Source organism: Cupriavidus sp. 96C5-1, assembly GCF_057798855.1.
In genome coordinates this window covers 1-12,936 of record NZ_JBYOJU010000034.1, presented here as the reverse complement: position 1 = coordinate 12,936, position 12,936 = coordinate 1, and the positions used below count along the sequence as shown (strand labels likewise).

General features: G+C 63.9%; 12 protein-coding genes and 3 pseudogenes. 9 read left to right on the top strand and 6 right to left on the bottom strand.

Annotation, left to right across the window (positions count from 1 at the left end):
• Positions 1–182: 182 nt before the first annotated feature.
• From AC3FOF_RS30065 to AC3FOF_RS30050, 4 genes are all read left to right on the top strand, one after another.
• Positions 183–914 (top strand): FadR/GntR family transcriptional regulator, encoded by a 732-nt coding sequence (locus tag AC3FOF_RS30065; RefSeq protein ID WP_276268073.1) that lies wholly within the window; start codon positions 183–185, stop codon positions 912–914.
• Positions 915–1,017: 103 nt separating this feature from the next.
• Entirely contained in the window at positions 1,018–2,214 is a 1,197-nt protein-coding gene (locus AC3FOF_RS30060) for a methyl-accepting chemotaxis protein (protein ID WP_017229475.1), read from the top strand.
• A 430-nt stretch (positions 2,215–2,644) separates the two neighbouring features.
• Positions 2,645–3,019, top strand: coding sequence for an RcnB family protein (locus tag AC3FOF_RS30055; protein ID WP_035815303.1), 375 nt, complete (start codon positions 2,645–2,647; stop codon positions 3,017–3,019).
• A gap of 369 nt (positions 3,020–3,388) precedes the next feature.
• Entirely contained in the window at positions 3,389–3,709 is a 321-nt protein-coding gene (locus AC3FOF_RS30050; protein WP_035815305.1) for a high-potential iron-sulfur protein, read from the top strand.
• A 256-nt stretch (positions 3,710–3,965) separates the two neighbouring features.
• Here the strand turns inward: AC3FOF_RS30050 and AC3FOF_RS30045 are convergent, their stop codons facing one another.
• The gene (locus tag AC3FOF_RS30045; protein ID WP_430869677.1) at positions 3,966–4,169 is read right to left on the bottom strand and encodes a hypothetical protein; all 204 of its coding nucleotides are present in this window, start codon (positions 4,167–4,169) and stop codon (positions 3,966–3,968) included.
• 55 nt (positions 4,170–4,224) lie between these two features.
• Here AC3FOF_RS30045 and AC3FOF_RS30040 point away from each other — a divergent pair.
• Together AC3FOF_RS30040 and AC3FOF_RS30035 are read left to right on the top strand one after the other, a co-directional pair.
• Positions 4,225–4,462: pseudogene (locus tag AC3FOF_RS30040) on the top strand (helix-turn-helix domain-containing protein); the annotation flags it as partial.
• An 81-nt stretch (positions 4,463–4,543) separates the two neighbouring features.
• Positions 4,544–4,875: pseudogene (locus tag AC3FOF_RS30035) on the top strand (IS6 family transposase); the annotation flags it as partial.
• Positions 4,876–5,022: 147 nt separating this feature from the next.
• Here the strand turns inward: AC3FOF_RS30035 and catC are convergent.
• The 3 genes from catC to pcaD all read right to left on the bottom strand — a co-directional run bounded on the left by catC (position 5,023) and on the right by pcaD (position 7,745).
• Positions 5,023–5,298, bottom strand: coding sequence for a muconolactone Delta-isomerase (catC, locus tag AC3FOF_RS30030; RefSeq protein ID WP_017229478.1), 276 nt, complete (start codon positions 5,296–5,298; stop codon positions 5,023–5,025).
• A gap of 36 nt (positions 5,299–5,334) precedes the next feature.
• Entirely contained in the window at positions 5,335–6,669 is a 1,335-nt protein-coding gene (locus AC3FOF_RS30025; protein ID WP_017229479.1) for a short-chain fatty acid transporter, read from the bottom strand.
• Between the two features lie 254 nt (positions 6,670–6,923).
• On the bottom strand, positions 6,924–7,745 hold the full coding sequence (gene pcaD / locus AC3FOF_RS30020) for a 3-oxoadipate enol-lactonase (RefSeq protein ID WP_035815308.1): 822 nt from the start codon (positions 7,743–7,745) through the stop codon (positions 6,924–6,926).
• 927 nt (positions 7,746–8,672) lie between these two features.
• Between pcaD and AC3FOF_RS30015 the strand changes: the two genes are divergently transcribed.
• The 3 genes from AC3FOF_RS30015 (at position 8,673) to AC3FOF_RS30005 (ending at position 11,568) form a co-directional block, all read left to right on the top strand.
• Positions 8,673–9,455 carry a DUF6597 domain-containing transcriptional factor gene (locus tag AC3FOF_RS30015; protein WP_488728673.1) on the top strand — a complete coding sequence of 261 codons (783 nt, stop codon included), beginning with the start codon at positions 8,673–8,675 and terminating at the stop codon, positions 9,453–9,455.
• Positions 9,456–9,560: 105 nt separating this feature from the next.
• A complete protein-coding gene (locus tag AC3FOF_RS30010) occupies positions 9,561–9,914 on the top strand; it encodes a VOC family protein (protein ID WP_017229482.1) in 354 nt (117 codons plus the stop codon).
• 277 nt (positions 9,915–10,191) lie between these two features.
• Complete coding sequence (locus AC3FOF_RS30005; protein ID WP_488728717.1) at positions 10,192–11,568, top strand: MFS transporter; 1,377 nt, start codon at positions 10,192–10,194, stop codon at positions 11,566–11,568.
• A 28-nt stretch (positions 11,569–11,596) separates the two neighbouring features.
• On the opposite strand, the pseudogene AC3FOF_RS30000 reads toward AC3FOF_RS30005, so the two are convergent.
• Positions 11,597–11,734, bottom strand: a pseudogene (locus AC3FOF_RS30000) (aldo/keto reductase); the annotation flags it as partial.
• 20 nt (positions 11,735–11,754) lie between these two features.
• Positions 11,755–12,501 (bottom strand): SDR family NAD(P)-dependent oxidoreductase, encoded by a 747-nt coding sequence (locus tag AC3FOF_RS29995; protein WP_488728672.1) that lies wholly within the window; start codon positions 12,499–12,501, stop codon positions 11,755–11,757.
• Positions 12,502–12,936 lie beyond the last annotated feature (435 nt).

Here is a 12,936-nt window from a genome sequence, read left to right as displayed (position 1 = left end):
GGGCGGCCGCGCCCGCCGCCGGCAGGCGGTCGAGTACAATTTGCCGTTGCTTTTGCGGCAGCGCTTGCGCCCGATGGCGCGCCCGGATTGCCGCTTGTTGCCATTTGCCGCTCGCGGCCGTTGGAGCCGGGCCTTTTCCGGTCTTCCCCGCCTTACCCACCGCAGGACTACATCGCCAGACAATGGTCACAGCCACCGCCATTTCCGCCAACGCCGCCACCCTGATCCGCGAGTGGATCGAAGGCGGCAAGTATCCGGCCGGGTCGCTGCTGCCGTCGCAACGGGACCTGGCGGAGCAGCTAGGCATCAGCCGCACCTCGCTGCGCGAAGCCCTGTCCACGCTGCAGGGGCTCGGGCTGGTTGTCTCGCGGCCGGGCAAAGGCGTGTACGTGGCGGCCGACGCTGCCAGCGGCGCGGCGCCGCAGTGGCGCTTTTCCACCTCCCATGCGCTGACCGATATCTACCAGCTGCGCTTTGCGCTGGAAGGATTCACCGTGGGGCTGGCCGCCGCGGCGCTGTTGCCGGAAGACATCGAGGCCTTGCGCGAGAACGCCGAGGCGATGCGGGGCTGCATCGATGCCTCCGACTTCACGCAGGCGGCCCGGCTGGATTTCGATTTCCATATGCGCATCATCGCCATTGCCGGCAATCGCGCCATCGCCGATATCCTGCGCAACAGCACGGACGTGATGCAGGAAAGCCAGCGGCTGCCGTTCTACCAGCGCGGCAGCCGCCACGCCACCTATACCGAGCATTGCGCCATCATCGATGCGCTTGCCGCCGGCGATGCCAGCCTTGCGCAGCGCGCCATGTCCGATCACATCGTGCGCGCGGCGCAGCGTGCGGGCGTGCATTTTCCGGCCGGCGCCCGCGCTGGCGATGGCGCAGCGCCGCGGGATCCGCAATCGGTCTGAAGCGAAGCACGGCTGCATCCGGCAGCTCCCTAAAGTTCTTCCGCGACCTGCCGTTAGCCGAATGACGAAGCAGGCGGAGTCCAAAAAAAGGGGAGATGCAGCAATGACGTTACTTGCCAACCTGAGTACTCGTGCGCGCCTTGGCGCGGGTTTCGCGGTAGTGCTGCTCTTGATGGCCGCAGCCATCGCCGTCGGGCTCAGCCAGTTGCCGGGCACGGCGGGTGGCAATGCGGAACAAGCCGCGGACTCCGCGCGAACCCTGATGTTTGCCCTCTGGCTGGTAGCCCTGCTGGCCTGCGCCGCCTTTACCTATGGCATTGCGCGCGGCGTCGAGCAACCACTTGGCGAGGCGGTCTATATTGCCGAAACCGTTGCATCCGGCGATCTCAGCCAGGAATTCGAAACCGAGCGGCAGGGCGAGTTCGGCCGGCTGCTGCGCGGCATGGGCGAGATGGAAGACATGCTCACCGACCTGGTGAGCCGGATCAAGGAATCGACGGACTCCATCACGGATGCGTCGAAACAGATCGCCGCCGGCAATACCGACCTGTCGCAGCGAACCGAGGAACAAGCCGCCGCGCTGCAGCAGACCGCTTCGAGCATGGGCGAGCTGACCGCCATGGTCAGGCAGAACACCGAACGCGCGCACGCGGCGAACGAGCTGGCGGCCAACGCCTCGCATATCGCGCAGCGCGGCGGTACGGCGGTGGGGGAGGTCGAGGAGACCATGCAGGCGATCAGCGCCAGTTCGAAAAAGGTCGTCGATATCATCGATGTGATCGAGGGCATTGCATTCCAGACCAATATCCTGGCCCTGAATGCGGCCGTGGAAGCGGCGCGCGCGGGCGAGCAGGGGCGCGGCTTTGCCGTGGTGGCGGGCGAGGTGCGTACCCTGGCGCAACGCAGCGCCGCGGCGGCCAAGGAAATCCGTGGGCTGATCGGCGACTCGGCGGATCAGGTGCGCAACGGCTCGGTACGGGTGGAACAGGCCGGCCAGACCATGCGCGAGATCGTCACGGCCTCGCGGCAGGTCACGACCATCCTGGGCGAGATCGCGGTGGCATCGGCGCAGCAGGGCAGCGGGATCGAGCAGGTGAACCAGGCGGTAATGCAGATGGATGCCGTGACGCAGCAGAATGCCGCGCTGGTGGAGCAGGCTGCTGCCGCTTCTTCGGCCCTGGCGGAACAGGCAAACCAGCTGCAGGGTGCGGTCGGCGAATTCAAGCTGGATGCCGTCCCCGCAGCCAATGCCCCGGCGCAGGCCCGCTTCGCCGGCGGGCTCCGTGGCGCGCACGCTTGAAAGCGATCCGCTAGCGCTCATGCCGTGCGATGCGGGCTTGGCGGTTTCCCGCCGGCGCCCGGCGATGGCATCGGCGTATCGCGCAGCACGGCTTCCGGTGTGATATCGGCGGCATCTCCTGACTGCCGTCCCGACGCGCCAGTTTTTACAAGACCGGCGGAGATTTCCCTGCCGGCCAGCTCCCTGCTGTCTCTTTCTGTCCTCACCGGCCGAGGCCAACATCCTGGCGGGCGCCCGATCCGGCGCTTTCCGACTCCATGCCGCCCGCAGATGCTATCCCAGCCACTATCCTTAAGTCGGGCGTCGACGTTGCGAGCCTGCTTGTCGCGACAAGTCATTCGCGTGGATTGCTGACGGCGTGGCGCTTTGTCTTTGTTGGAACGACCGTTCAGGTGCCAGGGCCGTGGCGGCCAATCAAAAGGAGTGCTCAATGACAAGAACCGTAGGAAACAGATTGCTGCTGGGCGCATTGCTTGCCGGCGGATTCCTGGTCTCGGCTTCGAGTTTCGCGCAGCCGGACCGAGATCGCGACCGAGGTCCCGACCGCGGTTATCAATACGGGGCCCAGCATCGGGATGACCGTGGCGACCATGGCGACCGCGACAACGCGCGGGGCGGGCCCGGCCATTGGAACCGGGGTGACCGGCTTCCGCCGGAATACCGCGATCGCCAGTACGTGGTGGATGACTGGCGTGGGTATGGCTTGCCGCCGCCGGCGCGAGGCCGCCATTGGGTGGGGATCGGAGCCGACTTCTACCTGGTCGGACCCAATGGCGCGATTGTCGAGATAGGCGAACGGCGCTAGCACCGGCTTGCGCCATGAATCGAGGCCGCCTTTCCCTGTACGAGGGTGCGACGTAAAGTCGCATGAGCCCGCGCAGCAGCGTGCCTGCCGGCGCCAGCGCCGACAGGCACGGCTTTCGTTCGTGCCTCTTTGGCCCATATCAATGCCGCGCGAGTGCACCGTCGGCTAAACTCGATCCGGACCCGCGCCAATCGACCGGCGGCGTGTCTGCCCTTTCCTTGCACGCTGTTTGCGCACTGTTGCGCGAGCAAGGTCCGGGCCGGTATCCAGGCGCGCGCTTCCATGGGCGCGCCGATGATTGACGGATGGTGCGGCGCAACATAAGCGTACCCGTCCAGCTTGTCCCCCCCCCCACAAAAAGGATTAAAGATGTCAACTCGTCGTAATTTCTTGAAGGGCATTCCGATCATTGCGGCGGCAGGTGCCTTGGGCGTTCCCCTGGCATCGCGAGCCCAGGGCAGCGGCCCGATGGTGGATGAGAAGGATCCGCAGGCCGTCGGCCTGGGCTACAAGGCGGATTCGGCCAAGGTCGATAAGGCCAAGTACCCGAAGCATGACGCCAGCCAGCACTGCGGCAACTGCCAGCTCTTCCAGGGCAAGGCGACCGATGCCAGCGGCGGCTGTCCGCTCTTCGCCGGCAAGCAGGTCGCGTCCAAGGGCTGGTGCAGTGCATGGGTGAAGAAGGCCTGATCGTCCGGATGGTGTGAAGGAGACGGTGGGCGTGGGGGTCTGGACACTGGCCGCGCCTGCCGCAAGAAGGTTTCGCGTCCTCATCTCATCTCGTCAAGTTGCTGGAGACGGACGCCCTGCCTTATCGCAAGACGGGCAAACATCGGCGCGTGCGCTTTGCCGATCTGATGCGCTTCAGGAACGCGGTCGCGCGAGCAGGCGATGGAGGCGCTGGCCCAGCAAGCTCAGGCGTTGAGGTTGGCGCTGTCGGGGCGGTTCAGGGCTCGATGGCGCGCGCAAATTCATGACGAATGGAAACGTTATCTCCTGAAGAGCCGAGGCGACCTTGCCGGCGCGACGAATCTCGCGCCAGCGACAGACCGAGGGCCGCGCCCGCGACGCCTGCGGTCAGCATCAGCGCGCTCGCGGCCGACCAGCCGAACGTGCCGACGAGTGCACCGATCAGGAGTGGCCCGAGCACCTGACCTAGTCCATCGCATCGTTGAAATGGCACCCCATTCATCCATGATGGATGCATGGGAAAAATGAACTTGGACGAGCTCGAGCGAGAGCAATTGTTGGCAGCCACGCGCAGCGGATGTGCGTCGGGCCAGGTTGATCCTGATGCTTGAAGACGGGGAATCGCGCGACGCGATCATGCAGCGGCTCGGTTGCGATTCGCGCTTCATCGCGCGTTGGTCGCGCCGGTTTCTGGCCGAGCGGCTGGCGGGTCTGTACGCACGCCATCCCGGCAGAGTGATAGAAAATCAGCCGTTCGTGATGCGCGGGAACGAGGCGCCGCGAGCGCGAAGGCGGCTCTACCACGCTGGCGTGGCGGTTGCGCGAGATGACGTGATGACGAAAACGAAATCGCTCTATCATGGCCACCGGTTTCCGGCGGCTGTTATCTGGCCACGCGGTGCGCTGGTATTTTCGCTTCTACCTGAGCCTGCGCGGCATCGCGGAGTTGCTGTCCGAGCGCTGCGTGGCCGTGAGCTACGAGACGATCCGTCTCTGGTGCGACAAATCAGCTACGCAGCTATCCGGCCGCGAAAGCCGATATTCCGGAACTGGCGAACGTCAAGCATGTGTTAGTCAAAGCCGGCACTCGCGTCAACAACCGTGCTGAGAACAGCCACCAGCCGACGCGGGAGCGCGAGCGGCGCATGCGCGGCTTCCGCCTGCCTTTGCTTTGTCTTGCTATTGGCAAGCTGACCGTGCCCTCGCCATCGATCCCGACCGCTCGTGTGGCTACGCCCCCGGCTGGCAACAGATCCGGGCATGCCCGACGTCATCGTCACCCGGGGCGCTTCACAGCGGCGTTTCCCGCGCTATCAGATCGCAGACGGATGGCGTGCAAGCGGCGTGACCGAGATTTTCATGAACGGGAACAACGGCAACTGACTTAACAGCGTATGCAGTTCGTCATTGCTTTCCACGTCGAAAATGCTCACGTTGGCGTACTGACCCACCACGCGCCAGATGTGCGGCCATTTTCCCGAGCGCTGCAGCGCCTGAGAGTATGCCTTCTCGTCGGCCTTGATCCGCGCCGCTTCCTCGGCAGGGACCGAGTTGGGAATATCGACAAGCATTTCAACCATGAACAACATTTCATTTTCCTCGATATACGCATGAGACCATGCGAATTACAGATGTGGCCATGCAGAAATGACCGTAATGTAAATTGCGCCCACCAGGAACATTGATAACACCGTATAGCCCATTATGTCCTTCAGTTTGAGCCGCGAGAGCGCCAAGGCGGGGAGGATCCAGAACGGTTGCACAAGATCGTTCCAGGCATTGCCCAACATGACCGACATGGAGGTTTGGGCCATTGAAGCGCCCATCGCAGTCGCAGCATCTATCATGAACGGCCCCTGGATTACCCAATGCCCCCCTCCAGACGGCGCAAAGAAGTTGATGATAAAGGAGCTGATCAGCCCCCAAAACGGCAACGTCATTGGGGTGGAAATGTCGATGAAAACGTGTGCGATCGTCTTGACCAGACCGGACGAGGCCATGATTGCCATGATGCCGGCGTAGAATGGGAACTGAAGAATGATGCCGCCGATCGTCTTGACGCCCTCGTTGAGCTTCTCGACGTAGTTGATCGGCGTGCCGAGCAACAGGATACCGAGAAATAGGATAAAGAAGTTGATCATGTTGAGGTCGAGCGCTCCGCCTTGCACGAAGTGCTGCGCGACATACAACATACCCAGCCCACCGATCAGATAGCTCAAGATGCGGCTATTGTTAAGCTTCGATGCAATCGTGTTGTCACCAAGCAGATTTTCCGCGCCTGTGTGCTTTTGTTCCGCATCGTCCAATCGTGCGTCGATTTCCGTAACCGGTTCCCCCGCCTTCGGGTGCATCGCGGCATTGAGCAGCGGAAGCAGGATCAGCACGGCAAGACTGGTCAGTAGGATTGGCGCGGAGAAAATGGTTTCGGTCAACGGCACAATCCCCATCTTGCCCTCGAAAGCATGCCCCTTGGTCGAGATCAGTACCGGGATCGTCGCGGACAGGCCCAAGCCGTACATCGTGAATCCACTGTAGGCGGCGGCGATGATCAACGGGTAGTGCACCCCCTTGACGTTGCGCGCCAACTTCTTCGCGACAATACCGCCGATCACGAGGCCAAAGCCCCAATTCAGATAGCTACCGACACAGCCGACCAGCGTGGCGACAACCACGGCGGTTCGCGGCTGATTGACCCGAGACACGATCCTGTCGAGCAGGCGGTCCATGATCGGCGCGGTGGCAAGTACATAGCCCATGGCAAGAATGACTGCCATTTGCGTCGTGAACGACAGCAGGCTCCAAAACCCTTTTCCCCAGTCGACGTTTGTCACCAGAGGCATACGTCCTTCAGTAGCAATGGCGAGCACCATAGTAAGTATGGTGAGCAAAATTGCAAAAACGAACGGATCAGGCAAATAGCGCCGCATCAGTTCCGTAAAAAAACCTGTGATCTTTGTCATAAACCTTGTCTCTGGGCGCTGTGATTATTAATCGCGTAGTCGGACCGCGTTTAGAGGATTGAGTTTAGAGGATGGAAGCAACCGCACTTGCGGGAAATCGTGCAGTGGTCTCGTTTTCCAATGCTTTGAGTTCGTCGTCAGATAGACTATGTCCCATAACGCAGGTATTTCGCCAGCAGATGATAAATACGCGCCCGCACAATCAGGCGCGATGAACGGGGACAGATTTGATGAATCGTCTGGTAGCTCCGTGATTATTCCTGTGGTATCGCGCCACATCCGGATAAGAATGAAATAATGGCTGCATTGAACTGCTCGGGTGCTTCAAGATTGGACAAATGCGATGCCGGAACGGTGGCAATGCGCGAAAACGCAATCGCTCGTTGCATGGACTCAGCTTCGGCCACTGTCGTCACCGGATCCGCCGCGCCTGCCAACAGTAGAGTCGGAACCGAAATACGGTCGATCTGCGTCCACAAATCCGACACCGCCAAAGCCTCGCAGCATGCGGCATAACCTTCGGGGCTGAGCCCTGCAATCCACGACTGCGCGCGCGCTACGAGTTCGGGCGCGCGCCGAGCGAAAGCGTCAGTGAACCATCGCGAGGGCGACGAGGCAGCCAGATCCGACATCGCAGCGCCGCCGCCTTCGCGCACCTGTGCCGCACGGCTGGTCCACCCGTCGCGGGTACCGATCTTTGCCGCGCTATTGCAAACCGCGATGGCGTCAAAGCGTGCCGGCGCATTGATGCCGAGCCACAAGCCCGTGTGCCCCCCCATCGAAATGCCGCAGAAGCTGGCGCGGGGTACATCTAGTGCGTCAAGCAGTGCGATGACGTCTTCCCCCAGTTGATCAAACGAATAAGGACCGGGCGTCACGACGCTGCCGCCGTGGCCGCGCGTGTCATAGCGCACAACCCTGTAATCTCGCGAGAACGTTTCGGCCTGCACGTCCCACATTTCCAATGTGGTGCCAAGAGAGTTGCTGAAAACAAGTACTGGCGCGTCGGTTGGGCCAGAGAGTGCGACACGCAAACAACCGGTGCGGGTGTCGATGAATTTGATGCTTCCGGACATGATCCTTTTTCTCAAACCCGTTCGCTTACGAAGCGGGCTCATGGTCCGCGCTTTTGCTCAGGTTGCAAGCGCGCAGGCCGTTGGGGATGCAAGGTGCCGCTGGGCGTCCAGCGGGTATCCCAGAGTGGTGGTGCGCCGTTCGGATTGGGGCACCGGGTGGGCCCGACGCGAATGACGCGGCCAAGCCTTGGATGCCGACGCTCCCTGAATGCCTGTTGGGCAGATTCGGCTGGGGATTACCCCGATCCCGGTGCGCAGCGCATATTCACCGGAATGTTCTATAGACGAACAATGGTTCGTTGCAAGAACGATACGGATTCTAGTTCCATGTCTTTGCGCGTGCCAGCGTCGTTTGGTAATGGTTTACCCCACCCTCAACGATCAGGTCAGTCAGATCAGGTGCCCGATCGCGATAGGAATACCCATTCCTGGCTCCCCCGCACAGCTCCCGGCGAGGTTCATGCGGGTAGTCGTCCGCGCTCCCGCAACTCGCGCGGGAACGAACGGAATACGGCAGGACGCGGTCGGCACGACGACTCCAGCAGTCCTCGCTTGCCCAATATCCGGAGTCGTTGAGGTGCAGGGGGGGCCGAGCGGGCATAGGCCTTTACGCGTTCGCCGGGCGACCGCGCCGCGCAAAGAAGGCCGGCCGCTGGCCAGCGCCCCAAGAACGGCAGGGAGGAAGGAAGGGGCACGCCTGGTGCAGGGATCGCGCGGCCGGAGGCTTCGCGCGCAATATTCGCCGTTTCCCAAGGCGAACGCCCGGGTGTCTCCCAGTTCGAATTGAACGGATAAGGGATGGCGTCAAGGCGTCGACGATGGCGTTTGCCGGGCGCTCCGTTATCCTGTGTGCCTTTCCCGCTTCGCCGGCCCTGGCGGCAGGGCCGGCTTCCCGCAACATACTACGCAGTTCTTGAACTGGCACGCATGCAAGAAAGAGAGTACCCCGCCCTGGCCGGGGCCGTCGGGCAGTATAGCGAGACCCGGCCAAGGCAGGAGCTGCGAGAGCATTTCCAGTGCATGTGGACCAGCGTGCTGCCGGCCGGCCCGGTACCGGAAGTGGCCGTGGTGCCGGATGGTTGCGTGGACCTGCTGTGGAGCGCTGGCCGGTTGCTCGTGGTCGGGCCGGATATCACGGCGGCCAGGCCCCAGCTGGCGCCCGGCGCGGCGGTGCTGGGCGCGCGGTTTCAACCGGGTGCCGCGCTGCACTGGCTGGGCGTGCCGATGTCGGACCTCGTCGGCAGGAAACTCGACCTGGCCGATCTGTGGGGCCCGCGAGCACAGGCGATGGCCGGGCAACTGGCCGAGGCGGAGGCAAACGGCCGGCAGGCGGCGGTGTTCCAGAGCGAACTGGCGAAGCGGATTCCGCTCGTCGCACCCCCGAGCCAGGAAGCGGCGGCGATCTTCGCGCTGGTGCAGGCCAGCGTCGGCACGGCGGGCGAGGCGATTCCGCTGGTGCTGCGCCATCTTGGCCTCAGCGAGCGGACGCTCAGGCGCCGCAGTCACGAGCATTTCGGCTACGGTGCGAAGACGCTTGAACGGATCCTGCGGTTCCAGCGCGTCCTGTCGCTGGCGCGAGCGTCGCCGGAAGCCGGCCTGGCCGCCATCGCGGCAGACGCGGGCTACGCCGACCAGGCGCACCTGAGCCGCGAGATCCAGTCGCTCGCCGGCATGACGGCGAAGGTTCTGCTGGGCCAGGTACGCGCCTGAGTGGCCGTTTTATTCAAGATTTTCGTTGGCCGCCGGGCGAACATGGTGTCCATCGTCAAACAACGTCAACCGGCGTCAATCAACGTCAACCAGCAAGGAGTGGTAATGGGAACCAGGGGCCAGGACCGGCAGATCGACAATATCGAGTTCAACGTCAGCGACATCGCCCGTGCCAAGGCATTCTACGGCGCGGTCTTCGGCTGGACCTTCACGGACTATGGGCCCGCCTATTGCGAATTCAGCGATGGCCGGCTGACCGGCGGCTTTACGACCGGTGAAGAAGTCCGGCCTGGCGGACCGCTGGTCATCCTGTACGCCGACGACCTGGCGGAAACGCAGCGGCGCGTGGAGGCAGCCGGCGCTACGGTGGTCAGGGCGGTGTTCTCGTTCCCGGGCGGCCGGCGCTTCCACTTCCAGGATCCGGACGGATACGAGCTCGCGGTCTGGTCGGCGGCATAGGGTGTTTCCGGCATCCGCCCGCCAGCCTCGAACCCGTCGCCAGCAAACCTTCGCGTTTTCCCTTATTGTGTCGGCTTACCGTGCGCAGCATCCGTTTTTTCGATGTGCGCCACGGTTCATGTATCAGACAACTCAAACAATAATCGGGCAATAGCGGCGGGCGCAAGAGCGGATGGGCGGCAACGCTTCCCGGCTGCCGCCCGGCCGGCGGGAACTGGTAGATACAGTGTCGAACACAGCGGATTCCAACCTTGCACCCCTTGCGGCGGACGCCCCCCTGACGTCGCAGCAACGCCGCGGCATGGCCGCCATCCTGCTGGCGGTCTCTCTCGCCACGCTCGATACGGCGATTGCCAATACCGCCCTACCGGCCATCGCCGCCGACCTGCACGCCACGCCGGCGGCATCCGTGTGGGTGATCAATGCCTACCAGCTCGCCATGGTGGCCACGCTGCTGCCGTTCGCGGCGCTCGGCGGCATCGTCGGGCACCGGCGCGTTTATCTTGGCGGGCTGATGCTGTTCCTCGGCGCGTCGCTGGTCTGCGCGCTATCCTGGTCCCTGCCCACGCTCGCTGCAGCGCGCCTGCTGCAGGGCGTCGGCGCGAGCGCCATCATGAGCGTGAACGCGGCGCTGATCAGCGCCATCTATCCGCCGCACCGGCTCGGGCGGGGCGTCGGGCTGAACGCGCTGATCGTCGGCGTGTCGTTCGCGGTCGGGCCCACGGTGGCGTCGATCATCCTGTCGCTCGGACCCTGGCCATGGCTGTTTGCCGTGAACCTGCCGATCGGCCTGCTGGCCCTCTACATTGCCTGGTCTGCGCTGCCGCAGACCGCACGCGGCTCGCACCGCTTCGACCGCGTCGCGGCGGGCTTGAACGTGGTGATGTTCGCCGCGCTGATCTTTGCGCTGGGGGAGGGCGCGCAGCGCGCGCCGCTGCGCCTGTCGCTGGCGGCGCTGGCCGTGTTCCTGGTGGCGGCCGTCCTGCTGCTGCGCCGCGAGCGCGGCCATCCCGCGCCGATGCTGCCCATCGACCTGATGAAGCGGCCCATGTTCGCGCTGTCGACCATGACCGCGGTGTGCTCGTTTGCCGCGCAGGGGCTGGCCTTCGTTTCGCTGCCGTTTTATTTCGAAAGCGTGCTCGGGCGCAGCCCGATCGAGACTGGCTTCCTGATGACGCCGTGGTCGGCGGTGGTGGCGCTGATGGCGCCGCTTGCCGGCCGGCTGTCGGACCGCTATCCGCCCGGTTTGCTCGGTGGCGTCGGGCTGGCGGTGATGTGCGCGGGCATGGCGTCGCTGGCCTTGCTGCCGGCGCATCCCAGCGCGCTCGATATCGGCATCCGCATGGCGATCTGCGGCGCGGGCTTCGGCTTCTTCCAGTCGCCCAACCTGAAGGCCTTGATGTCGAGCGCGCCGCGCGAGCGCAGCGGCGGCGCCAGCGGCGTGATCGCGACCGCGCGCCTGCTCGGCCAGGCGACCGGCGCGGCCCTGGTCGCGCTCAGCTTCGGCATTGCGGGGCGGCACGGGCCGACGCTGGCGCTCGGGCTTGGCGCGGGCTTCGCGGGCGTGGCCAGTATCGCCAGCGGCTTGCGGCTGATCACGCGCGATGCCGGCGCCGCCGTCTTGCAACCGGCCGGAGACCGGCCGGCCGCCTGAGGTCAAAACCCGACGGGCCGGTGCGGTACGTATGCGGATCCCGGCAGTGGATCTGGTACAGGTCCACATGGCCGGTGCCGAGCCGGCGCAGGCTGTTGTCGATCTCGGCCGGGATGGCGCGCCGGGACAGGCCCGCGCCGTTGGGGCCGGGGCGCATGCGCGGGAAAAACGGTTGCAGGGCCGCCGTCAAGGCAGCACGTACCCGCCATCGACGAACAAGGTCGATCCCGTCATGTACCCGTTGCCGAACAGGAACAGCACGGCGTCGGCCACTTCTGCCACGGTGCCGACCCGGCCCAGGGCCGTGGCGCGGCTGTAGCTGTCAAAGGCGGACGAGCGTTGCCTGGCGGGACGGCGCCGCCACAGGTCGCTGTCGATGGTGCCGGGCGAAACGGTGTTGACGCGCACCGGTGCCAGGTCGATCGCCAGCGAGCGGCCCAGGCCCTCGATGGCGGAGTTGCACGCGGCATAGGCCGAGGCGCCCTTGACGGGCCGTGCGCCCGCCGCGCCGGACATCAGCACGACGGCGCCGTCCGGCGAGAGTTTTGGCGCGGCCTCGTGCACTGCGTAGTACTGGCCCCAGAACTTGCTGCGGAAGGGGCTTTCCACCGCGTCGTGGTCATCGCTGTGGATGGAGGCGACCTGATAGGCCGCGCCAGGCGCGAACAGGTAGTCCAGGTGGGGCACCCTGGCGAAGAATGCGGCTATCGATTCCCGCGCGGCCATGTCGACCACGTGGCCCGTGGCCGTGCCGCCGGCTCCGGCGATCCGGGCCAGTTCCGCGTCGAGCGTTTCTTGAGAGCGCCCGCCGAGGATCACCGCACCGCCCGCCGCGGCAAAACGGTCCACCACGGCGCGGCCGATGCCCGAGGTACCGCCGATGATGACGGCGGTCCTGCCTGCCATTCCTATACCGGTTTGATGCGTTTCCATTTTTTAACTCTGATCTGCGTATTCATCGGTCGATGCTTGCCTGATAAATCCGACTGAAAACTAATTTCAAAAAGAGAATGCGATAGCCAATATCACAATAACCCGCGCCCGCACGGCTGGATGCAGATGAGGCCGACGGCCGCAACGATTGCGCAGACCCAGACCATCCAATCCGGTGCCACCGCGCCCACGACGAATCCAGCAAGGATCGCTTTATTTTGGTTAATTTTATTTACGAGCGGGTAAATATAGATTCATGAATTTGAGTTTGCGTAGTTATAGGTTTTTTATGCTTAATTATTTAGGATTGCAGGGCCTAAAGGCGGAGTGGTGTCAGGCTCTTGGGCACATGGAGGTGTCACTTTTCTTTACTCGTAAAGAAAAGTAACCAAAAGAAAGCGACCCCTTGCAGGGGGGCTGGCTTATCAGGATCGG

What these genes read in the sequence shown, in the direction of transcription:
- AC3FOF_RS30055 (WP_035815303.1), top strand. Translation starts at nt 2,645, where the DNA reads ATGACAAGAACCGTAGGAAACAGATTGCTGCTGGGCGCATTGCTTGCC.
- pcaD (WP_035815308.1), bottom strand. Translation starts at nt 7,745, where the DNA reads ATGTCCGGAAGCATCAAATTCATCGACACCCGCACCGGTTGTTTGCGT.
- AC3FOF_RS30060 (WP_017229475.1), top strand. Translation starts at nt 1,018, where the DNA reads ATGACGTTACTTGCCAACCTGAGTACTCGTGCGCGCCTTGGCGCGGGT.
- AC3FOF_RS30010 (WP_017229482.1), top strand. Translation starts at nt 9,561, where the DNA reads ATGGGAACCAGGGGCCAGGACCGGCAGATCGACAATATCGAGTTCAAC.
- AC3FOF_RS30065 (WP_276268073.1), top strand. Translation starts at nt 183, where the DNA reads ATGGTCACAGCCACCGCCATTTCCGCCAACGCCGCCACCCTGATCCGC.
- AC3FOF_RS30015 (WP_488728673.1), top strand. Translation starts at nt 8,673, where the DNA reads ATGCAAGAAAGAGAGTACCCCGCCCTGGCCGGGGCCGTCGGGCAGTAT.
- AC3FOF_RS30025 (WP_017229479.1), bottom strand. Translation starts at nt 6,669, where the DNA reads ATGACAAAGATCACAGGTTTTTTTACGGAACTGATGCGGCGCTATTTG.
- catC (WP_017229478.1), bottom strand. Translation starts at nt 5,298, where the DNA reads ATGTTGTTCATGGTTGAAATGCTTGTCGATATTCCCAACTCGGTCCCT.
- AC3FOF_RS30050 (WP_035815305.1), top strand. Translation starts at nt 3,389, where the DNA reads ATGTCAACTCGTCGTAATTTCTTGAAGGGCATTCCGATCATTGCGGCG.
- AC3FOF_RS29995 (WP_488728672.1), bottom strand. Translation starts at nt 12,501, where the DNA reads ATGGAAACGCATCAAACCGGTATAGGAATGGCAGGCAGGACCGCCGTC.